Consider the following 20,554-nt stretch of genomic DNA (forward strand, 5'->3'; position numbering starts at 1 on the left):
TGTTAGCCCTTTCAGCAGTCCTTGCTTTTTGGTTATTTTTTAAGAAGCTCCAGCTTCTTCGAATTCTAATGCTTCAGTGTCACCCAGACGATGATACTCATTTAACACGGCATCTTGAATCTTTCCTCGCGTGCTTGAATTAATAGGATGAGCAATATCGCGGAACTCTCCATCAGGGGTGCGTTTACTCGGCATCGCAACGAAAAGACCATTGTTTCCATCAATCACACGAATATCATGTACAACAAATTCGTGATCCAGCGTGATGGATGCAATCGCTCTCATGCGACCATCGGTATTCACGCGGCGTAATCTTACGTCAGTAACTTCCACAGTAGTTCACCACCTTTTCCCTATATAAAAGCATTAGTGTATCAATTCCACGATTTTTTCTGAAATCCTGCTCGTTTTTAAAATATTTTTTGAAAAAATAGGATATAGTTACACAATTAGGTCATAAAGCTTTCATTTCGGGCATAAGGTAAATAAAAAAGTGATCCCGGGCTCTCCCAGAATCACTTTTCTTATTATTTCACCAGTGCAATAACTTCAATCTCGACTAACGCATCCTTCGGGAGTCTCGCGACTTCAACACAAGATCTCGCCGGTTTGTGAGTGTCAAAGTATTGTCCGTACACTTCATTTACTTCCGCAAACTGTTCCATATCCGCGATAAATACAGTTGCTTTTACAACTGTTTCAAAAGAAGCACCCGCTTCTTCCAGAACCGCCTTTAAATTGCTGAATACTTGATGAGTCTGCTCCTTAATATCGCCGTTCACCATTTCGCCTGAAGGAGTCAAAGGGATTTGGCCTGAGCTGTAAAACATATTGTTGACGATAATCCCTTGTGAATAAGGTCCGATTGCCGCTGGGGCATGTTTTGTGTGGACTGCTTTTGTCATGATTCTGTCTCTCCATTCTTTAAAAGATTGTCTTTAAAAAAACGCAGAAAATTGCCATTCTGAATTTCAATGGACTTCTCTTTCATGTTGATGGTTGAAAGAGTAAGAAGTGACATATATTCGTCAACAAGACGTTCATCTACTCCTTCGGCTTCAACTAAGACGCCGATTCCCGCCACATTTGCGTTAAACTCATCCAACAGATTAATCATACCATTAATGGTGCCGCCTGCTTTCATAAAGTCATCAATAATGAGTACGTTTGAACCCGTTTTCATGCTTCTTTTCGCAAGTGACATTGTTTGAATACGGTTTGAGGAGCCTGAAACGTAATTAATGCTGACTGTGGAGCCCTCTGTTACCTTATTGTCTTTACGAACGATCACAACAGGCACATTCAAATAGCTTGCAGCTGCATACGCAAGAGGGATGCCTTTCGTGGCAACGGTCATGACAACATCAATTTCGCGCTCTGCAAACACGGAAGCAAACAGCTTCCCTACCTTGGAGAGTACAGATGGCTTTCCTAAGATATCCGTTAAATATACATAACCGCCCGGAAGGATACGCTCAGGATTTGCCAGCGACTGTCCAAGTGTCTGCACAAACTCTTCAGCTTCAGCCTGCTTCATTTTCGGAATATATTTAACGCCTCCGGCAGCCCCGGGAACAGTAAGCAAAGTACCAATCCCCTGCTGTTCAAAGGTTTGTTTAATAATTGTTAAATCTTCACTGATCGATGATTTTGCAGATTCATACCGCTCAGAGAAAAAGGTTAGCGGTATTAACTCGTGCGGATGGGTTAACAAATAATTTGTTAAGTCCACCAATCTGCCGCTGCGACGAAACTTCATGAACTTACCCCCAAAATCCGAATATTTTAAGATCAATATAACTTAACATACGGATTTAATCAAGAGCGTTCTGTTCGCCGATCATTCTCACCGCATAAACTTGATCGCAGAAGCCTCTTAACCCGTTATAAATTCTCTGCACCTTCGACTCATACTGAACCAGTCCAAACACTGTCGGGCCGCTCCCGCTCATTAACACGGCATCTGCACCAAAGCGTTTCATCTGGTTTTTGATCATTGCAACTTCAGGATGCATATCGAGTGTAACAGATTCAAGCACATTGCCTAAACGGCTGCACATCTTCTGAAAACTCTTCTCTTCTATCGCCTCGATCATGCCTTGTACATCGGGATGCTCTATACCATCCAGTTTCAGCGCTCTGTACACTTCAGCAGTTGAAACACCGATTGTCGGCTTCGCTAAAATGACCCAGCAGTGCGGAGGCGTGCTGATATGTTTAATTTTCTCGCCGCGCCCTGTTGCTAATGCAGTTCCGCCATAGACACAAAATGAAACGTCAGAGCCAATTTCCGCTCCAAGCTCAGCAAGCGTTTCCGCGGACAGATTTAAATTCCACAGTCTGTTCAGCCCTCTGAGTGTCGCCGCCGCATCACTGCTTCCGCCGGCAAGACCGGCAGCCACCGGAATTACCTTCGTAATCATGATGGAAACTCCCTTTTTCACGTTGTATCTGTCCTTGATCAGCTTGGCAGCCTGATAAGCTAAGTTTCTTTGGTCATCAGGCACAAATCGGTTGTGGGAGGAAACCCTCACTTCATCCTCTGCAAGCTCCGTCAATTCAATTCGATCAGCTAAATCAATTGTCGTCATGATCATTTCGACTTCATGATAGCCATCCGGGCGTTTTCGGGTGACGTCAAGTGACAGATTGATCTTAGCTGGCGCTTTTTCTAAAATACGCATAGCTTTCACCTACTTCTCCATCTAAACATAAGTATGAACATTGTATCACATTTGAAGTACAGGATGAACATATCCATATTCAGCCCATTATGTATTTATATCCAAAATAAAAAAACCAGGGAACAGCACGTCCCCCGGGTCACATCCTTATCGGTTATTCTGATTCTGAGCCATTTGCTGTTCGGCGATTTCAATAGCACGCTTCACCATGTTACCGGCATCGCGGGCCCGAATTTCACCCCAGCCTCCATTTTTTACTGTGTCATAAAAACCAAGGTCTTTAGCCAGCTCATATTTAAACTCATCTGACATAACTCCACGACGTCTGCCCAAACGAAACAACCCCTTTTTTAGAAGTGATAGCCATTCGTGCACGTCACGATAATATGTGACTGTTTTATCTTTTGTTAAATCAGATGGAACTTTCGTTTAAATTACTGGAAACCAAAAAAGGGCAAAACAAAAAGCAGTAAACAAAAGGTTCACTGCCCGTTAAAATGCCACTGAGCTTGCGGCGTCATCATTAAATGTCAGCTCAACAGTCTCAGTCAAAATATCAGCATAACTGTATGAAACTCTTTCAAACGAGTTCTCGTCTTGATCTAGTTGTATCACAAAAACAGAAGGGTACGTCTCAGCTAAAATGCCCGAACGCTCAATCGTTTTTCGGCGGCCACCGTTTGCTTTTAACGTCAGCCTTTTACCTAAATTCCCATCAAGCGATCTTTTAATATCGGACAACGTCTTCGCCATTGCATCCACCTCACTACATTTATTGTACAACACGAGCCCATTTTTGTCAAATAAAATTTAAATTATATCAACGTTAATAAGACGTTGTCAATAAAATTATTTTGACAAAATTCTATGATTCCTCAATTATGTTCCGCAAGTTTCGGTAAATTATGTATCATTATGTAAAATAAAAAACCCGCATAGCTCTCCTATGCAGGTTTTCAACTGTTAATTGGACTTATAAGGCATACCAATTCTCAGAACTCCTCTTGTTTCAATACCTCCAAGCCCTTTCTCTCTTGTCAGCGTATTACGGAGCACTTCCCATACATTAATCCGTTCCATAAACGGCGTAAAGCTGATCTTCGCGACGATATATACCGGATCAAGCGCATGAATATTGACTCTTGACGGTGAACTTGCAAAATTCGCACCCGCTCTGATGAGTGATTCAAAATGGGATTGGCAGGCCCCCGCAAAAATAACAAGCTGATCTAAGTGAGGGATCTTTTTTCGGGCTGTTTGAACAGTTTCAACAAAGTGCTTAGAATGTCTGTACGCATTCAAATCATCAATACCGCCCTTTTGCTTCGAATACGCATCATGCCCTGTGATCACCAGGATATCAGGTCGATATTTGTCGAGCAATTCTTCAATAGAAGCAGACATTTTCTTTTCATGGCAATGGATGCCATAGACCGGCACTCCAATTTTTTTATAGACATTCAGGCATTTTTTCAGATATGCTTCGTCACCATCCAGATGAAGCACTTTGCCCGGCATATGGAAATAATGCTCCTGATGCTGATATTGGCTTGTCGCATAGTACTCCTGTTTTTCTCTGAGCAGTTTATAATCCTGGCGGAGCAATTCGAGCGACTCATTCATTCTGCTCTCATCTTTCTTTTTCCGCATCATCTGCTCATCTTTTTTCACTGCTACCAGATCAGAAAAATCCGAATCAGCAATCAGCCTGACTTCATCTCCATGCAAAATGGCAATTGAATTTCCTTTGCTTGTTTGCTCTATTCTTATAATTCGAAACAAAACATCCATCTGATAGGATTTTCTGGCTACCATATCCCCTATTTGAAATTGCACGTTCCTCACTCCACACATAGACTAAGCCTCATCATGAAAGAAAGAGCCTTGAGAAAGCGCCTTTTTTCGCTGAGTCCAAGTTTTTTCTTATCATTGAATGAAAGGTCCTTCTCTAGCCTATGTAGCGGCAGTCCATGTGGTGCGCAAAACAAAAAGCCCTTTTAGAAAAGGGCTTTATACAATCCGTTAGACAGCGCTGCGAACTCCTCAATAGACAGGGATTCGCCTCGGCGCTTACCGTCAATATTTGTTTCTTCGAGCACTTGCTCAATCGTTGATTTTTGCGCTTTTCCTTCAGGCAGATTGTTAACTAAGTTATTGAGCAGCGTTTTACGACGCTGTGCAAAGCTTGCCTTGATGAGCTGAAAGAAAAAGGATTCGTTTTCCACGTCCACTGCCGGGCCGTCTCGGAGAATCAGACGGATGACTGCGGAATCGACATTAGGCTGAGGAACAAATACGGTTTTCGGAACGATCATCACCGTTTTGGCTTCTGTATAAAACTGCACCGCGATTGAAAGCGAGCCGTATTCCTTAGATGAAGGATCAGCCGCCATGCGCTCAGCCACTTCTTTTTGCAGCATGACCACAATCCCTTTCAGCGGAAGGTGTTCTTCAAGCAGTTTCATGATAATCGGTGTTGTTACGTAATAAGGAAGGTTGGCAACTACCATGATCTCATCACAATCTTGAAATTGTTCTTCAATGACTGATTTGACATCAGCCTTTAACACGTCCTGATGAATGACAGTGACATTGTCGTAAGGTGACAGTGTATCCTTCAGAATCGGCAATAGTCGCTGGTCAATCTCAAATGCCACGACCTTTTTCGCCCGCTTGGCAAGCTGTTCGGTTAAAGCCCCGATTCCCGGGCCGATTTCAATGACACCTGTTTTCTCCGTCACTTCCGCGTGATCGACAATTCTGTTTAAAATGTTCGTATCAATTAAGAAATTCTGTCCTAAGCTCTTTTTAAAAGAAAAACCGTATTTCTTCAGTATCTCTTTCGTTCTAATCGGTGTCGCAATATCTTTATTCATTCTGTTCCTCCCGCATAACGGTATCGAGCGCACTCATAAAATCACTTTTTTTAATTTGAAACATTTGCAGCCGTTTTTGAAGCTGTTTGCCATTTGTATAGCCGATTTTCAACAGATCACCCAGTCGTTCCCGGCGGCGTTTGGCCGCAGGTCCGCCTATTAGTCCGGCATGAATCAAATCCTCAGCTGAAATGTCACTCGGCTGCGCTTCCATCTCCTCATGCACATTTTCTAAACATGCCCTAATGCTTTCAACCGATGCATGCTCCACACCAATTCCCCGCTTGTTTTTAGGTTTGGCAAGATGCTTTGGCAAAAATGCATGCTTACAGCCGGGTACAGCCTCTGAGATGGTTTTGCGAATCTTCTCTCCCGGAAAGTCCGGATCCGTTAAAATAATGACGCCTCTGGTCTTCTGGGCCAAACGGATTTGGTCAATCACATGATCATCGATGGCTGAACCATTTGTTTCAATTGTGTCTGCATCAACAGCCAATTTGATGCGGGCCGTATCGTCACGCCCCTCGACCACAATGATCTCTTTAATTTTCATTATTTCCTCCAAGACAAAATAAAAACTTTTGTATATTCATGAAACTTTTTCTTATATCGAGCGTCTAATAAGCAGAAAATGCACTTTGTCTATTATAACGAAAAAAACAGAGGGCGCAAAACCCTCTGAATACATAAGTATATATTAATTTAAGATTTTAATTTTGACTGTTTTATTTCCCCATCGGTACGCCGATGATTTCTCTGGGAAAAAGACGTCTATTTTGTTCCCTTTAATCGCTGAACCGGTATCTGCAGCAATGGCATATCCATAGCCTTCCACGTGGACTTTGGAGCCTAGCGGAATGACATTTGGATCCACAGCGATGACTTTGGCATTCGGATTATTTTTTAAATTGACGCCTGTCGCTGTATGTCCTGAACAACCGCTGCAGCTTGCCGTATAAGCCGTAGATGATACAGTCATGACTTTGCCTGTTGATTCATTGCTGCGGGACACAACTGTTTTTGAATCACCTGAAGCACTGACCGTTTCAACTTTTGGACTGCTTTGCTTTGTGCCGACAGCAATCACTTTATCTTTGCTTTGTTCAGCTGTTTCTTCTTTTACAAGCTCTCTGGACACTTCTTTACCGTTTTCTTTAACGACTTCGAAATGTTTTTTTAGCTTGCCTTCTTTTCCTTTTTGGACGACCTTTTCTTTCCCTTTTTCAAGAGAAGCGTCTTCTTGCTTTTTCACATCGAACGCAATCTTCTCTTCAACTACATCGGTGACCTTTTCGATACGAGTAATTGTAATATCAGCCTTTCCTTTCGTCAGCTTTGCATCTAACGCAGGCTTGATTTTATCTTCGTCTTTTATGTTCATCTTTTGCTGTTTTAAAAAGTCAGCGACCGTAGTCGAAGTCGTCCAGATCTTCTTTTGTTTCCCTGCATCATTCACAGTAACCTGAAATGCGGGCTCTATGTTAATCTTCATGTCTTTCGAAATATCTGTATCTATTGCGGGATCAATTTGATCTTGGTCTTTCACATCAACATCTTGTTCGTCCAGTAATGCACCGACCGTTTTTGCTGTTGACCATAATGTCTTTTCTTCCCCGTTTATTGTAAGCTTCACAGGTTTTGCAGCCTCATACACAACGTCCATGTCTGCTGTTATCTTTGTCTGTTTAGCAGGTGTGATCTTGTCTTCGTCTCTTGTCTTTATATCAAGCGTCTCCAAAAGATCACCGACTGTATTTGCATGTGTGCGTATATGTTTCTTTTTGCCATTGATAGAAACTGAGACTGATTGTTTCGTCAGCTCATGAGCCGCGTACGCAGTCCCGCTTCCTGCCAAAAGCAAACAAGCAGCAACCAGAATGACTTTGCTTTTGCTAAGCTTTACGGAAAACAGCTTTTTCATTTTTTGTGTGATGAAAAACGCCTCCTTCTCCTCGGAGAGATTATATAGAGTATCTAAAAGGCTGTCAACCCTCCCTTCTCTTTCTCCCAAAAGCTCAGTGTCTTCTTCATTATCCTGAAATACACTGAGAAACGGAAGAAAGACTTGTCGACAAACCTATCCTATGAGGAGAAGAAAGCATGTAGAACTTTTATAGAAAAACGCTGTAAGGGACAAGCTCTTACAAAACCCGCTAGCGTTTTTTGTCAGTTTATACGGAAAAGTCTTTTCGCATTTTCAGTCGTGATGGAAGCAATCTCTTCAAAGTTCATTTCTTTTAATTCGGCGATTTGTTCTGCCACATATTTCACATAGCTTGGCTCATTTCTTTTCCCGCGGAAAGGGTGCGGTGTGAGAAACGGGCAGTCCGTTTCAATCAGCAGCCGGTCATTGGGAATTTCCTTCACTACTTCCTTCGGTTTCTTCGCATTTTTAAATGTCACCGGTCCCCCAAATGATAAATAAAAATTCATTTTCATGCATTCTCTTGCCACTTCCGCACTTCCTGTAAAGCAGTGCATGATTCCGCCCACAGCTTCTGCGCCTTCCTCTTTCAAAATGGTCACGACATCCTCCGTTGCATCACGGTTATGAATGATAATAGGCAAATTGACCTCTTTCGCTAAGGCGATTTGTTTTCTAAACACCTCTTTTTGAATATCTTTAGGTGATTTATCCCAATGATAATCCAGTCCCATTTCCCCTATTGCTACCACTTTCTCATGAGCAGAAAGCTCTTTAATCCACGCTAAGTCTTCCTCTGTCATGTCAATAGCGTCAACAGGGTGCCAGCCAATGGCTGCATAAATAAAATCATATTCCTCAATCATTTCCATCGCACGGGTAATCGTCGGACGGTCAAAACCAACTACGACAATTCGTTCAACTTTTTCAGCTTTTGCCCGTTCAATAACCTCTTCAAGATCAGTATCATATTGTTCTGCATTTAAATGCGCGTGAGTGTCAAACAACATAAGTGAAAAACTCCTTTCTTGTCGAAACACAAAAGGTGTTCGACGAATTGTTACACGTGAAACACCTTTTGTCTTATCATTATTTAATTCTTGTGCCTTTTGGTAACGACTGATCGATAGACACGACCTTTAAAACGCCGTCTGCTTCTCCTGCAAGGATCATACCTTGAGAAAGCTCTCCTCTGAGTTTAACCGGTTTTAGATTTGTTACACAAACGAGTTTTTTTCCAACAAGCTCTTCAGGCGTATAATGCTTCGCAATGCCGGATACCACTTGGCGCTTTTCAAAACCAAGATCAAGCTGCAGCTTCAATAAACGGTCTGCTTTTTTCACTGGCTCTGCCTCAATGACCTCAGCTACGCGAAGCTCTACATCCATAAATTGATCAATCGTAATTTCAGGTAAACGATCGACCTCTTGCGGCTCTTCTTCTTTTGTTTCTTCTTTCGCTGGTGCCGAACCTTGCATTTTCCCTTTGATGTAAGCAATTTCTTCTTCTGCCTCTAAACGAGGGAACAATGGCTCGCCTTTTTGTACTTTTGTATCTTTCAGCTGGCCGAAAGCTGTAATGCTGTCCCAAGCTTTTAGAGATTCATCGGTAATGCCCAGCTGCTCGAACATTTTTTCCGGTGTTTTTGTTAAGAATGGCTGAAGCAGTACCGCTGAAATACGCAATGATTCAGCGAGATGATACATAACGGATCGCAATTCTTCTTCTTTTGCCGGATCTTTCGCAAGCACCCATGGAGCTGTCTCATCAATGTATTTGTTTGTGCGGCTGATGAGCTGCCATAAAGTCGAAAGTGCTACCGAGAACTCCATATTTTCCATTGCTTTCTCATAAGCTTTCACTGTTTCTTCAGCAACCGAAGTGAGCGTTTGGTCAAATTCCGTAACAGCACCTTTGTAAGAACCAATTTGTCCGTCAAAATACTTATTGATCATCGCAACAGTACGATTCAATAGATTTCCTAAATCATTCGCTAAATCATAGTTGATTCGCTCAACAAATCCTTCCGGCGTGAAAACACCGTCAGATCCGAACGGCACTTCACGAAGCAGGTAATAGCGAAGCTCGTCTAAACCATAGCGTTCAATTAATGTAACCGGATCTACAACGTTTCCTTTTGATTTCGACATTTTTCCGTCTTTCATCAAAAGCCAGCCATGCGCGAATACCTGTTTCGGCAGCGGAAGATCCAGAGCCATCAGCATAATTGGCCAGTAAATGGTATGGAACCGTACAATCTCCTTACCGACTAAATGAACATCGGCAGGCCAATATTTTTGATAAAGCTCATCATTTTCTGTATCATAACCAAGTGCCGTTAAATAGTTAAATAGTGCGTCAATCCAAACATATACAACATGCTTTGGATTTTCCGGCACCTTCACGCCCCAATCAAAAGTGGTACGTGATACTGCCAAATCCTCAAGTCCAGGTTTGATAAAGTTATTAATCATTTCGTTTTTGCGTGATTCTGGCTGAATGAATGTCGGGTTTTCTTCATAGTATTTCAGAAGGCGATCCGCGTATTTCCCCATGCGGAAGAAATAAGATTCCTCTTTGATCAATTCAACTGGGTGACCGCTGTCAGGGCTTTTTCCGCCGATGACCTCTCCCTTTTCATTCCGCTCAATATCAACGAGCTGAGTTTCCGTGTAGAACGTTTCATCAGGGATGCTGTACCAGCCTTCATACTCATCAAGATAGATGTCCCCGTTATCAAGAAGCTTTTGAAACACTTTTTCAATGACAACTTTATGCCGTTTTTCTGTCGTGCGGATAAAGTCGTCGTTTGAGATTTCAAGCTGCTTCCACAGTTTTTGAATATCTGCCACTGCACGATCCACATACTCCTGAGGTGTAATGTTTTCCTGTTCAGCTTTTTGCTGGATCTTTTGTCCATGCTCGTCCGTTCCCGTTAAATAGCGAACATCGAACCCTTTTAATCTTTTGTAACGTGCCATTGCATCTCCCGCGACTGTCGTATATGCATGGCCGATATGTAATTTTCCGCTCGGATAATAAATCGGTGTTGTAATATAAAATGTATTGTTTTCTTGCGGCATCTTGAAACCTCCTAATCAGAATGTCAAAAAGCTCCCGCCCAAAGGACGAGAGCGGCGATAAGTGCAAATCATATATGAATATTATTTATATTTATCCTTTATCTATGATACCATCTTAGCCTTTAAGATCAAGAATATATACATACGCCCTGAAAAAGAATAATTAAAATTAAAAATCTTTAATGAAAATAAAAAAAGTCTGTTCGTGTCGAATTTTGTCGTATATAATCAAATGAAATAAAAAACTTTGGTTCGAAAGTCTTGATTTAAAAGGATTTTTAGTAGGATAATAGCTTTATTAAATATTTATAAAATGCTGTTATTTCGGTAGTTTCTAAGACATTACTGACTATAAGAACTAATTCTTACAATCAATAGTAAACAAAATGATTGACGATTATTGGAAACCTTGTTATGCTATGAAGGTAAGGATTTTGTCGAATAATGACGAAGAAAAATATAATTTAAACAAATAAGTATCTCTTGGGAGGAGAATGTTTATGAAATCTACTGGTATTGTACGTAAAGTTGATGAATTAGGACGTGTAGTTATTCCTATCGAACTGCGTCGTACTCTTGGAATCGCAGAAAAAGATGCTCTTGAAATCTATGTTGATGATGAAAAAATCATCCTTAAAAAATATAAACCAAACATGACTTGCCAAGTAACTGGTGAAGTTTCTGATGATAACCTTAAACTTGCAGGCGGTAAATTGGTTCTTAGTAAAGAAGGCGCTGAGCAAATCATCAGCGAAATCCAAAACCAGCTTCAAAACCTTAAATAATCATTTCTTGTACAAAAAACGTTCTTGTTATGACACAAGAACGTTTTTTTATTGCTTAATATGGTAAGCATCGTACACTTCACGCTTTGGTACATTGCGATCGACTGCTGCTTTTTTAATGGCTTCTTTAGACGTAGCGCCTTTCGAGATGTAATGCTCGACATGTTCTTTCGCAGTGAGGGTTTCCCACCATTGTTCTTCCTCATCTACCTCTTCATTATTACTTCCTTCTACAACAAGACAAAACTCGCCGCGTATCTGATCCTCGTTTGCCCATCCAATGACCTCGGATATCGTTCCTCGGATAAACTCTTCATATTTCTTAGTGAGTTCACGCGTTACAGCAATTTCCCGATCTCCTAATATCTCTGCCATCGCTGACAAGGTTTCCTTCAATCTGTGAGGCGCTTCATAAAAAATGATCGTTTCCCGCCGTTTTTTAAGGGCTTCAAGCTCCTTCTTCTTTTCTTTTTTCTGTCTGTTGAGAAAACCGTAAAAGAAAAAAGGCTGCGGTACAATACCTGATGCAATAAGAGCTGTTAATGCAGCATTTGCTCCCGGCAACGGAACAACATAACCGCCTATATCCGTAAAATCTTTTACAATTTCGGCTCCTGGATCAGAAATCGTCGGCAGACCGGCATCACTGACAAGAGCAATGTTTTTTCCCGATTTCAGCCATTCAATAATTTTGTGCCCACTGCTTTCTTTATTGTGTTCGTGATAGCTGACGAGCGGTGTTTCAATTTCATATACATGACAAAGCTTTTTCGTTTGCCTCGTATCTTCCGCAGCAATCGCATCCACTGATTTCAGCGTGTCGATCGCCCGGAATGTCATATCCTCTAGATTTCCGATTGGGGTTGGGACCAAGTAAAGAATCCCCATGTCCGACTTTCCATTAAAGCTCATTTGGCGCCTTAACATATACAGCCTCCTTGCTGTTCCGCTTTTCTTCTATATAAAGCTCTTTTTTCTTCCGAGTTAGTTTTTTGAAATAATATTCCGCCTGCATAGCTTCCCGCTTTGTTGAAAAGCTCTCGGCAAAAATTAATTCAACCGGACGTCTTACTTTTGTGTACTTTGCGCCCTTTCCATCATTGTGTGTTTTCACTCGTTTATGCAGATCGTTGGTATACCCGGCATACCAGCTATTGTCTTTACATTTCACGACGTAGAAGAAATGGTTATTTGTCTCCATATAAAATGGTCCTGATTTCTTTTGTATATTCATTTTGTTCATCATAAACGAATAAGGGAGGAAGAATTTTCAAATCTGGACGCCCGCCTTTGATACCTTCAACCAGAATGGTATTGGCTTCTTTCCCTTGCTTCGGATAGACAAATTGTACACGTTTCGGCTCGATTTGATAAGCCTTCATCAGTTCAAAAATCTCCAGAAGCCTTCCCGGCCGGTGAACAAGAGCTGCTTTTCCCCCTTGCTTGAGCAGTTTGCTGCTGACTGAAATGACATCCTCCAGCGTGCAGTGGATTTCATGTCTTGCGATTCGGAGATGCTCATTCATGTTTTGTTCAGTTTGTTTCGGCGTTTTAAAATACGGCGGATTGCAGGTGACAACATCATATCGATTATGTCCAAGTTTCTCCGGCATGTTTTTCAGGTCATCATGTATGATCTGGATCTGATCGTCCAACTTATTATACTCCACGCTGCGAACAGCCATATCATGCAGTCTTTCTTGAATTTCGACTCCCAGAATGTCTGCTTTTGATCTTGTACTGAGCAGCAGCGGCACAATACCATTGCCGGTGCATAAATCAACAATTTTCCCTTTTTGAATCGGAACGTACGCAAATTTGGACAGAAGCACAGCGTCCAACGAAAAAGCAAACACTGTTGGGCTTTGTATGATTTTCATGTCCTCTGCCAGCAAATAATCTAATCTTTCATCATCATGTAATGAAACCATCTTCTTATCCTTTCAGTACCTTTGAAAAAGGCTCCCGTCTTATGCGGAAGCCTTTTCCCTATTTTTTATTTAAGAATGACAGACAGAAAAGACAATCTTCTTTTCGAACACTACCATAGTGGACATTGCAGATATGAAATCCTTCTTGATACAGACGTGCCAGATTATCATATCCTTCCCCTATATCAGTTTGCTCTGTCTTCTGTGTTTTTGATTCTTTTTTATCAGCTTTGAACTTTTCAATCTGCTGCGTCGTATCGTCCAGCCGTTTGCGCAAATGCTTGTTTTCAAGCTGTAAATGATGATTTTCCTCAATCATCTCACCGATATGCTGCTTCAAATCCCCCAGCTGCCGGTACAGTGAACCAATTTGTTCTTCTAAGTTAATGACTGTATCAAATAACTCTTTTTTATCCAAGGTTCCACACCTCGTTAATCTGTGGTTTGTGCGGATACGACGCCCTCTTCCAAGAGCTCTTCCCAAGTATATTCTATCACTTTTTCACGGTTTATCAGTTCCACCTGAAGCACCCGTTCCAGAATATTTAGTCCGACGACCTTCGCGGGACCGTTTGCTGTCGTAATCATTTCTCCTATATCCGGAAGCTGTTCTTTTGCCGTCTCATACTCATCGTTCTCATATTTTAGACAGCACATCAATCGTCCGCAAAGACCCGAAATCTTCGTAGGATTTAAAGACAAGTTCTGATCCTTGGCCATTTTAATGGAAACGGGTTCAAAATCTCCAAGAAACGTTGAACAGCAAAGCATTCTTCCGCAAGGACCGATTCCTCCGAGCATTTTTGCCTCATCCCTCACTCCGATTTGGCGCAGCTCAATTCTTGTCTTAAAGATAGAAGCCAAATCCTTTACAAGCTCTCTAAAGTCGACTCGGCCGTCAGCAGTGAAGTAAAAAATGACTTTATTGCGATCAAACGTGAATTCAACATCGACCAGCTTCATATCCAAGCCATGCTCAATCACTTTCTTTTGGCAGATATCAAATGCTGATAGTGCTTCCTGTTTATTTTCTTCTACAATGAGAAGATCGCGATCGTCTGCCACACGTATCACTTTTCGAAGGGGAAGCACCACATCATGCTCATCCACCTGTTTATTTGCAATTACGACCTGGCCGTACTCAACGCCTCTGACAGTTTCTACAATTACGCAGCTGTCATGTTCTATATGAAATCCATTCGGATCAAAATAATATATTTTACCCGCTTTCTTAAAGCGGACACCAATTACATTGTACAAGCTTATCCCTCCTGCAACATTAACACCAAGTGCTCCATTAATCCTTGTACATTCACATTGGAATGAAGCCGTTTCTTTGCTTCTAAAACAGCAAGTATCTGATTCGTAACGCTTTGTTGTGTTGATTGTAGCGCATGCTGTTTTATTGATTGGAATAAGTCTTGATAAATCAATTTATCTTCATTTCCTATTTGGATGGACAACACATCACGATATATCAATAAGAGCATATCAAGACCCATTTCTTGATGGGTTTTTTCTTTGAAAAAGGGCATCCATTGATCTTGAATAAAGAAAAAAGCATGTCCTTTCCGCTGGTGTAGGACTTCATACAATTTTATCACTTTCGCTCTAGACTCTGCAAACTCATCATTTCGACTTAATTCGACTGCTTCTGCTACATTATTAGTCATGTTGGCCAGAAGCCTTGCCATATGAGGCGAGACGTCCTGTTCGATCAGTCTGTCTTCAATTGCTTTCGGCTGCAAAGGCTGAAAAGGAAGGGTTTGGCATCTTGAAATGATGGTATCCAATAACCTTTGGGGCTGCTCAGTGATGAGGACGGCCATTGTGTCTTTGTTCGGTTCTTCTAAAAATTTCAGCAGGCTGTTCGCCGCATTTGCTGTCATTTGATCTGCGTGCGAAATAATATACAGCTTTTTATGCGATTCAAGTCCTGTCTTAGAAAACTCTTCTTGGAGCGCTTGAATTTGCGCCTTTTTGATTGATAAGCCATCAGGCTGAACAAGATGGAGATCAGGATGGTTCCCTGACTCTATCCGTTTACAGTTTCGGCAGCTCTCACAAGGCTCCGCGCCACCCTCCAGACAAAAGAAGCTTTTTGCAAGAAGCAGCGCGGCATCAAGCTTGCCTGTTCCTTTTTTCCCCTCAAACAAATAAGCGTGTGATAGTCTGTCCTTCTCAATACTATTATATAAAAGCTTCATCACTCTGGGCTGAAGCTCGTTCATTTCCTTCCAGGATATTGCCATTGTATCACTCTCTATGTGTAAAGGTTAATTAATAAACCTTTTATTTCGCCAATACGCTCCAGCAAATCAATTGCCGGTTTTTCCTGATCCATCATCTCTTCCGTAAGCTGTATCAATTTGTCATCTATTTCTTTCACAAGTCCCAGCGTTCTGCTGTTCCCGTAAAGGTCAAAGCTTTTCGATGTTTCATGTGAAAGACCGCTGTCCACAGCTTCTTTGACAAAACGTTTCACAAGTCCTTTAAATCTCGCTAAGTCTTTAAAATTCCGAGATTTCGTTAGCCTTTTTCCAAATGCTTCTATATCAGATAACAGCCTGGTAAGCTGATCAAGCTTCATTTTGCTGCTTTGGTTTTCCATTGATGTTTTAAACGATGCTGTGATCTCAGATGTTTTCACAGAGGGAATCTGCTTATTATCTATAAATGTACGTATATCTTTATTAATTTTCACAGTTTCAGATCCTTAAAATTGATGAAATTCATCGACTGGAAGGACAAATACTGTCGCTCCGCCAACTTCAACTTCGACTGGATAAGGGACATAGGAATCAGCATTTCCACCCATTGGAGATACAGGGGCAATCATCTGATCACGTTTCTGCCCGTTTTCTTTAATGAGACTCAACGCTTTATTGACGCGTATATCCTCGACACCGATCATAAACGTTGTATTGCCTGATTTAAGAAATCCTCCTGTCGTTGCAAGCTTTGTGACTCTGAAGTTGTGATCCGTTAAGGTTTTCAAAAGTCTGTTGCTGTCCTGATCTTGTACAACTGCCACTATCAATTTCATCTGTGAAGGCCTCCTTTAGATTGGAAACAACGTGATCTCGTTTACATTATTATATCAACTATTGGGAAACAGGTCACAATTGAATTTTTTTCAACGCTTCATCGATCACCTTTAGAACATCCTGAACGACGAGGTCTTTGGATTGCCCGGCATCAACTGAATGAAATCTTTCCGGAAATCGCTTCATCAGCTCTTGATAACCTTCTTGTACTTTTGTATGGAAGTCCAGTTTCTCTAAATCGAGCCTGTTTTTCTCCCGTGAGCCGTTTGCGTAAATACGCTTCAGTCCTTCTTCCGGATCAATTGAAAAATAAACCGTTACATGGGGCATCATATCTCCAATGGCAAATTCATTAATGGACAGAACCTCATCAATTCCAAGCCCTCTTGCATATCCTTGATACGCAAGAGAACTGTCTATGAATCTGTCGCAAAGAACGATAAACCCCTGTTCTAAAGCAGGTTTTACTTTTTCAACTAAATGCTGGCGTCTTGCAGCCGCATATAAGAGAGCTTCTGTTTTTGGGTCCATTAATATATTGTTCTCATTCAGAATAACCTCTCTAATTTGTTCTGCAATATCTATTCCGCCTGGCTCTCGAGTTGCCATAACCTGAAGGCCTTCTGCTGTCAGTATGTTTTTGATCTCCTGCAGAACAGTCGTTTTCCCTGCACCTTCAGGACCTTCGAATGTAATAAATAAACCGCTCATGATTTCTCCTCTTCTATATAAACAAGTAGTTGTTTCTCTTTGATTTTCATATTCCCTTGAACATGCGTTTTCATGCTGATCAAGCGGCTGAGCTTTTGCACACTTTCTTTTGTTATTCTTTCTCCCGCCATAATCATCGGGATACCCGGAGGATAAGGGATGATATCTTCTGCATTAAGCCGGCCAGCTGCTTCCTCAAAGCTCACATATTCTTTCTTAAACGAATGTAAGACCTTTTTTGGATAAGGCAAGACAGTAACAGGCTGCACACCCCATTCTGCAGAAACAAACGTCTGATCCGGAGGCGTTTTCTCAATCTCTTCATCGATGCTTCTAATGATTTCAGCGTTTATTCTCCGTTTTCCTCCCAATGGGAGAACGAGCAGAACTTGATTTTCATCAGCAAGCTCAGTGAATATGTTGGCACGCTCTAAAATGCTTTGCAGCGTATAGCCAGAATGCCCGCGTTTTGAACGAATTGTGAGCTTTAGCGGATCCGTGATGATCAGTGGATTAGCAGGGTTAACAGCTTCTGCATTTGTAAGTGAATCAAACGTTTGTTTAAGTGTTTCTATCCGCTGCAGAATGTCAGAAAGCTTTTGTTCTTCTATAATATGCTGTACATAAGCGCGGGCAATATCTAACGAAGCCATAATCGGATAAGACGGGCTGCTGCTTTGTAATCGGTTTAAATACTCTGCCACCCGATCCCTGTTAATCCTGCAGCTGCTGTTGAGATGCAAATAAGAACCCATCGTCATGGCTGGCAACGTTTTGTGGGCCGACTGAACAACAATATCTGCCCCCATTTTTAAAGCTGTGACCGGAAAAGGCTCACCTAAAATAAAATGTGCGCCATGCGCTTCATCGACCAAAACAGGAATCCCGTAATGATGGGCTTCAGTAATGATCTCAGTCAAATCAGCACTATGTCCGTAATATGTCGGATTGGTCAGTACCAAGCCTTTTGCATCTGGATATGCTGCCAGGGCCTCTTTAATTGTTCCAAGCGGAACATGCGTAGGCACATGCATCGCTGAATCAACGTCAGGTGCAAGATAAACCGGCTCAGCACCGGCCAAATCAACAGCATGAAATACAGACTTATGACAGTTTCTTTGAACCAGAATTGTATCACCAGGTTCACAAACAGATAAAATCATCGCTAAGTTTCCGACAGTCGTACCATTTACCAGAAAAAAACTTTCCGCCGATCCATATAATTGACTGACAAGCTCTTGAGCTTCTTTAATCACCCCGGAAGGATGATGGAGATCATCCAGTCCTGCCAGTTCAGTTACATCAATGGTGAGAAGCGGATCGAATATTGACTTAGCGTCATCAAAAAAGACATCTCCATTGTGATGTCCCGGAACATGAAATGAATGAGAATTTCTTCTCGCATGTTGAATTAATGCTTTATATAAAGGTGTGTTCATGAAAACAATCCTTTGAATGTGTCTTCTTACACCTTATTATATCGTGCCTCTGACAGAACTTAAAGCCAGACTTACTGGTAACTATCTTTCCTTTATTGTAAGCAGCTTTTGCTTTAGGTCGCCTTCCATCATCATCAGCTCTTCTTCTGCCTGACGGCGTTTGATTCGTCCTTCTTCTTGTATAGTCAGTGTTTCTTCAAGCGTGCTTATTAAGCTTTCCTGCACCTTCTTCAAGGTATCTATATCAACAAGGCCTCTTTCATTTGCCCGTGCAGTTTCAATTGTATTGGTTTTTAAAAGCTCCGCATTTTTCAGCAAAAGCTCATTGGTTGTATCAGATACTTTCTGTTGTGCATCCACTGCATTGCGCTGCCTTAAAAGCGTCAGTGCAATGGCAACTTGATTTTTCCATAGCGGAATCGCTGTCACAATGGATGACTGAATCTTTTCAGCTAACGCTTGGTTTGTATTTTGAATCAGCCTGATTTGCGGTGCACTTTGGATTGTAATTTGCCTGCTCAGCAGCAAATCATGCACCCTTTTATCTAACCGGTCAGCAAATTGAATTAAATCATTCACCTCTTGAACGGCCATTTGGTTATGATCACTCGATTCAGCCTGTTGCTTCAGTTCAGGAATTGTTTTCGTTTTTAATTCCTCCAGCTTCAGTTCTCCTGCAGCAATATAAACATTCAGCGCGGCAAAATATTCTTTATTTTTTTCATATAACTGCTCTAACAGCTTGTTGTCACTGATTAAAGCATTTTTAGAGTGCTCCAGCTTCAAGCTGATTTTGTCTATCTGCACACTGGTCTTTTGGTATTTAGACAGCACCTCTTGAAGAGAACTTGATACTCTTCCAAACATGCGTGCCAAAAAACCCTTTTTCTTAGATTGGAGATCATCAGGATTTACTTGCTCCAGCTTTTTCATCAGCTCTCCAAGTATTTCGCCAATCTCCCCGACATCCTTCTTTTGAACATGATTAATCATATCATGAGAAAAGTTCAGCAGTTTAGATTGAGCTTGTGAACCGTATAAGACAATGCTTTGCATATTTTTATGATCAATCTGTCCAGCAAGCTGAATTGCTTTTTCCTTGTTTTCCTCAGGAAGAACATCAACAAGCCGTACTTGCTCTTTCTCTGCTTTTACAGCCTCCGAACCTGGTATCTCTATGTTACCACCAAAAGGATCTGCCAATAATTCATCTATATGAAGGTCGCTTTGGTCTCGGTTCATCGCTCTTACCCTCTTCCCTTATTTCTTTAATGAATGTTTTGCTGCGTCTAATTCAAACTGCAACTCGTCAATTTCATCACCCATTGCTTGAGTTAAATCTTCCTCTAAACGCTTGGTCAATTCAGTAAGAGTGATGCGTGTCTCACTTAACGACATCGACAGTTCTTTGCTTTTTTTTGGGTGAGATGATAGAAAAGCATACTTCTCTGTCAATTCAACAACCGAATCGAGAGTTTGATAAAAAAATCGTTCTGCCTGATAAAACCGCTTTGGCTCTTTTTTGGTGAGGAGATAAATCCTTCTCACAATCCTTAGCATTTCTGCATTTTGCTTAAACATTTGAATGCTTTTAGCCTGAAACAAGGCTTTCCTAAGACGGACCATTTTCTGCCTTGCTTCCTCTAAGTTTTTCTTAATGTAAGCATACTCTCTTCCTGTCAATTCATGCTTTTTAAGAAATAACCGTCTTGCATTCCAGATGCCAGCTATATATACGGCTGCTCCAGAAGCAAGCCCATAAACAATAGATAAAAAAATCGACTGGTTTAAACCAAAAAAGCTCAATATTCCAATGAAAACAAAAGTCGCACTGCTAGTTAAACTCCACACCAAAAAGTGAAAAAATCTCTGCATGAGATAATCGACTCCTGTGTCTATACTCAGTTTTAATATTATTATCTACTACGTTCAATCCTTAAACAAGTTTCATCTTCTTTTTATTATTAAGAGTACAAAAAAAGACCTTTTCAGGTCTATGAATATAATGGCGGTGTATGAATGCTCTTTAGTTTTTTTACGTAAAACGCATAGTCAGGATCAGAAGTTGATGTA

The 20,554-nt window shown here is 41.3% G+C and carries 26 protein-coding genes (1 of these 26 only partly in view); 1 reads left to right on the plus strand and 25 read right to left on the minus strand.

All coding sequences use genetic code 11. The features are described 5' to 3' along the window. Positions 1-39: 39 nt before the first annotated feature. The 12 genes from spoVG to metG all read right to left on the minus strand — a co-directional run bounded on the left by spoVG (position 40) and on the right by metG (position 10,568). Complete coding sequence (spoVG, locus tag BGM23_RS00755; RefSeq protein WP_003218346.1) at positions 40-333, minus strand: septation regulator SpoVG; 294 nt, start codon at positions 331-333, stop codon at positions 40-42. Positions 334-527: 194 nt separating this feature from the next. Continuing rightward, positions 528-905 carry a 2-iminobutanoate/2-iminopropanoate deaminase gene (gene ridA / locus BGM23_RS00760; RefSeq protein WP_003226738.1) on the minus strand — a complete coding sequence of 126 codons (378 nt, stop codon included), beginning with the start codon at positions 903-905 and terminating at the stop codon, positions 528-530. Next, positions 902-1,759 carry a pur operon repressor gene (gene purR, locus BGM23_RS00765; RefSeq protein ID WP_003218342.1) on the minus strand — a complete coding sequence of 286 codons (858 nt, stop codon included), beginning with the start codon at positions 1,757-1,759 and terminating at the stop codon, positions 902-904. The genes ridA and purR overlap by 4 nt, the downstream gene beginning before the upstream one ends. A gap of 55 nt (positions 1,760-1,814) precedes the next feature. Continuing rightward, positions 1,815-2,684, minus strand: a complete 870-nt coding sequence (ispE, locus tag BGM23_RS00770) for a 4-(cytidine 5'-diphospho)-2-C-methyl-D-erythritol kinase (protein ID WP_003226742.1) — start codon at positions 2,682-2,684, stop codon at positions 1,815-1,817. Between the two features lie 147 nt (positions 2,685-2,831). Continuing rightward, positions 2,832-3,017 (minus strand): small, acid-soluble spore protein, alpha/beta type, encoded by a 186-nt coding sequence (locus BGM23_RS00775; protein WP_003218333.1) that lies wholly within the window; start codon positions 3,015-3,017, stop codon positions 2,832-2,834. Between the two features lie 159 nt (positions 3,018-3,176). Further along, a complete protein-coding gene (gene veg, locus BGM23_RS00780; protein WP_003218330.1) occupies positions 3,177-3,437 on the minus strand; it encodes a biofilm formation stimulator Veg in 261 nt (86 codons plus the stop codon). A gap of 210 nt (positions 3,438-3,647) precedes the next feature. Further along, positions 3,648-4,520: a sporulation-specific protease PrtG gene (prtG, locus tag BGM23_RS00785; RefSeq protein ID WP_015382563.1), complete on the minus strand. Its 873-nt coding sequence runs from the start codon at positions 4,518-4,520 to the stop codon at positions 3,648-3,650. A gap of 161 nt (positions 4,521-4,681) precedes the next feature. Continuing rightward, complete coding sequence (gene rsmA / locus BGM23_RS00790) at positions 4,682-5,560, minus strand: 16S rRNA (adenine(1518)-N(6)/adenine(1519)-N(6))-dimethyltransferase RsmA (RefSeq protein ID WP_014662482.1); 879 nt, start codon at positions 5,558-5,560, stop codon at positions 4,682-4,684. Then, a complete protein-coding gene (rnmV, locus tag BGM23_RS00795; RefSeq protein WP_015253010.1) occupies positions 5,553-6,113 on the minus strand; it encodes a ribonuclease M5 in 561 nt (186 codons plus the stop codon). The genes rsmA and rnmV overlap by 8 nt, the downstream gene beginning before the upstream one ends. Positions 6,114-6,257: 144 nt before the next feature. Then, positions 6,258-7,571, minus strand: coding sequence for a ubiquitin-like domain-containing protein (locus BGM23_RS00800; RefSeq protein WP_029726392.1), 1,314 nt, complete (start codon positions 7,569-7,571; stop codon positions 6,258-6,260). A gap of 155 nt (positions 7,572-7,726) precedes the next feature. Then, positions 7,727-8,494: a TatD family hydrolase gene (locus BGM23_RS00805; RefSeq protein WP_029726393.1), complete on the minus strand. Its 768-nt coding sequence runs from the start codon at positions 8,492-8,494 to the stop codon at positions 7,727-7,729. A 79-nt stretch (positions 8,495-8,573) separates the two neighbouring features. Beyond that, positions 8,574-10,568 (minus strand): methionine--tRNA ligase, encoded by a 1,995-nt coding sequence (gene metG, locus BGM23_RS00810; protein WP_029726394.1) that lies wholly within the window; start codon positions 10,566-10,568, stop codon positions 8,574-8,576. 494 nt (positions 10,569-11,062) lie between these two features. On the opposite strand from metG, the gene abrB reads away from it, so the two are divergent. Further along, complete coding sequence (abrB, locus tag BGM23_RS00815; protein ID WP_003226760.1) at positions 11,063-11,353, plus strand: transition state genes transcriptional regulator AbrB; 291 nt, start codon at positions 11,063-11,065, stop codon at positions 11,351-11,353. Positions 11,354-11,401: 48 nt separating this feature from the next. On the opposite strand, the gene rsmI is transcribed toward abrB, so the two are convergent. From rsmI to csfB, 13 genes are all read right to left on the minus strand, one after another. Next, positions 11,402-12,280, minus strand: a complete 879-nt coding sequence (gene rsmI / locus BGM23_RS00820; RefSeq protein WP_019712967.1) for a 16S rRNA (cytidine(1402)-2'-O)-methyltransferase — start codon at positions 12,278-12,280, stop codon at positions 11,402-11,404. Continuing rightward, positions 12,255-12,554, minus strand: coding sequence for a GIY-YIG nuclease family protein (locus BGM23_RS00825; RefSeq protein ID WP_003242983.1), 300 nt, complete (start codon positions 12,552-12,554; stop codon positions 12,255-12,257). Before BGM23_RS00825 ends, rsmI begins: the two co-directional genes overlap by 26 nt. Next, positions 12,541-13,284 carry a tRNA1(Val) (adenine(37)-N6)-methyltransferase gene (locus BGM23_RS00830; RefSeq protein WP_003244526.1) on the minus strand — a complete coding sequence of 248 codons (744 nt, stop codon included), beginning with the start codon at positions 13,282-13,284 and terminating at the stop codon, positions 12,541-12,543. The genes BGM23_RS00825 and BGM23_RS00830 overlap by 14 nt, the downstream gene beginning before the upstream one ends. Before the next feature lie 58 nt (positions 13,285-13,342). Beyond that, positions 13,343-13,702, minus strand: coding sequence for a replication initiation-control protein YabA (yabA, locus tag BGM23_RS00835; RefSeq protein WP_003218308.1), 360 nt, complete (start codon positions 13,700-13,702; stop codon positions 13,343-13,345). Positions 13,703-13,716: 14 nt separating this feature from the next. Next, on the minus strand, positions 13,717-14,544 hold the full coding sequence (gene ricT, locus BGM23_RS00840) for a competence/sporulation regulator complex protein RicT (protein WP_003243571.1): 828 nt from the start codon (positions 14,542-14,544) through the stop codon (positions 13,717-13,719). 2 nt (positions 14,545-14,546) lie between these two features. Beyond that, on the minus strand, positions 14,547-15,536 hold the full coding sequence (gene holB, locus BGM23_RS00845; RefSeq protein WP_003244417.1) for a DNA polymerase III subunit delta': 990 nt from the start codon (positions 15,534-15,536) through the stop codon (positions 14,547-14,549). An 11-nt stretch (positions 15,537-15,547) separates the two neighbouring features. Further along, positions 15,548-15,988, minus strand: coding sequence for a YaaR family protein (locus BGM23_RS00850; protein WP_009966249.1), 441 nt, complete (start codon positions 15,986-15,988; stop codon positions 15,548-15,550). Between the two features lie 12 nt (positions 15,989-16,000). Continuing rightward, positions 16,001-16,330 (minus strand): cyclic di-AMP receptor DarA, encoded by a 330-nt coding sequence (gene darA / locus BGM23_RS00855; RefSeq protein WP_003242755.1) that lies wholly within the window; start codon positions 16,328-16,330, stop codon positions 16,001-16,003. A 73-nt stretch (positions 16,331-16,403) separates the two neighbouring features. Continuing rightward, positions 16,404-17,042, minus strand: coding sequence for a dTMP kinase (gene tmk / locus BGM23_RS00860; RefSeq protein WP_003243137.1), 639 nt, complete (start codon positions 17,040-17,042; stop codon positions 16,404-16,406). After that, complete coding sequence (locus BGM23_RS00865; RefSeq protein WP_029726395.1) at positions 17,039-18,481, minus strand: aminotransferase class I/II-fold pyridoxal phosphate-dependent enzyme; 1,443 nt, start codon at positions 18,479-18,481, stop codon at positions 17,039-17,041. Before BGM23_RS00865 ends, tmk begins: the two co-directional genes overlap by 4 nt. Before the next feature lie 81 nt (positions 18,482-18,562). Continuing rightward, positions 18,563-19,723 (minus strand): toxic anion resistance protein, encoded by a 1,161-nt coding sequence (locus BGM23_RS00870; protein WP_029726396.1) that lies wholly within the window; start codon positions 19,721-19,723, stop codon positions 18,563-18,565. Between the two features lie 18 nt (positions 19,724-19,741). Continuing rightward, positions 19,742-20,356 carry a 5-bromo-4-chloroindolyl phosphate hydrolysis family protein gene (locus tag BGM23_RS00875; protein WP_003242630.1) on the minus strand — a complete coding sequence of 205 codons (615 nt, stop codon included), beginning with the start codon at positions 20,354-20,356 and terminating at the stop codon, positions 19,742-19,744. Between the two features lie 119 nt (positions 20,357-20,475). Beyond that, positions 20,476-20,554, minus strand: partial view of an anti-sigma-G factor gene (csfB, locus tag BGM23_RS00880; RefSeq protein ID WP_003243294.1) — the end only. The gene runs 116 nt beyond the window's last position; the window shows 79 of its 195 coding nt (coding positions 117-195); its start codon lies off the right edge, out of view; its stop codon occupies positions 20,476-20,478.

Source organism: Bacillus sp. FJAT-14266 (assembly GCF_001719225.1).
In the GTDB taxonomy this organism is placed as follows: domain Bacteria; phylum Bacillota; class Bacilli; order Bacillales; family Bacillaceae; genus Bacillus; species Bacillus subtilis.

Excerpts from the sequence above, each read along its gene's own strand:
- ridA (WP_003226738.1), bottom strand. The coding sequence starts at position 905 with ATGACAAAAGCAGTCCACACAAAACATGCCCCAGCGGCAATCGGACCT.
- purR (WP_003218342.1), bottom strand. The coding sequence starts at position 1,759 with ATGAAGTTTCGTCGCAGCGGCAGATTGGTGGACTTAACAAATTATTTG.
- ispE (WP_003226742.1), bottom strand. The coding sequence starts at position 2,684 with ATGCGTATTTTAGAAAAAGCGCCAGCTAAGATCAATCTGTCACTTGAC.
- veg (WP_003218330.1), bottom strand. The coding sequence starts at position 3,437 with ATGGCGAAGACGTTGTCCGATATTAAAAGATCGCTTGATGGGAATTTA.
- rsmA (WP_014662482.1), bottom strand. The coding sequence starts at position 5,560 with ATGAATAAAGATATTGCGACACCGATTAGAACGAAAGAGATACTGAAG.
- rnmV (WP_015253010.1), bottom strand. The coding sequence starts at position 6,113 with ATGAAAATTAAAGAGATCATTGTGGTCGAGGGGCGTGACGATACGGCC.
- BGM23_RS00805 (WP_029726393.1), bottom strand. The coding sequence starts at position 8,494 with ATGTTGTTTGACACTCACGCGCATTTAAATGCAGAACAATATGATACT.
- metG (WP_029726394.1), bottom strand. The coding sequence starts at position 10,568 with ATGCCGCAAGAAAACAATACATTTTATATTACAACACCGATTTATTAT.
- abrB (WP_003226760.1), top strand. The coding sequence starts at position 11,063 with ATGTTTATGAAATCTACTGGTATTGTACGTAAAGTTGATGAATTAGGA.
- rsmI (WP_019712967.1), bottom strand. The coding sequence starts at position 12,280 with ATGTTAAGGCGCCAAATGAGCTTTAATGGAAAGTCGGACATGGGGATT.
- BGM23_RS00825 (WP_003242983.1), bottom strand. The coding sequence starts at position 12,554 with ATGGAGACAAATAACCATTTCTTCTACGTCGTGAAATGTAAAGACAAT.
- BGM23_RS00830 (WP_003244526.1), bottom strand. The coding sequence starts at position 13,284 with ATGGTTTCATTACATGATGATGAAAGATTAGATTATTTGCTGGCAGAG.
- holB (WP_003244417.1), bottom strand. The coding sequence starts at position 15,536 with ATGGCAATATCCTGGAAGGAAATGAACGAGCTTCAGCCCAGAGTGATG.
- darA (WP_003242755.1), bottom strand. The coding sequence starts at position 16,330 with ATGAAATTGATAGTGGCAGTTGTACAAGATCAGGACAGCAACAGACTT.
- tmk (WP_003243137.1), bottom strand. The coding sequence starts at position 17,042 with ATGAGCGGTTTATTTATTACATTCGAAGGTCCTGAAGGTGCAGGGAAA.
- BGM23_RS00865 (WP_029726395.1), bottom strand. The coding sequence starts at position 18,481 with ATGAACACACCTTTATATAAAGCATTAATTCAACATGCGAGAAGAAAT.
- BGM23_RS00870 (WP_029726396.1), bottom strand. The coding sequence starts at position 19,723 with ATGAACCGAGACCAAAGCGACCTTCATATAGATGAATTATTGGCAGAT.
- BGM23_RS00875 (WP_003242630.1), bottom strand. The coding sequence starts at position 20,356 with ATGCAGAGATTTTTTCACTTTTTGGTGTGGAGTTTAACTAGCAGTGCG.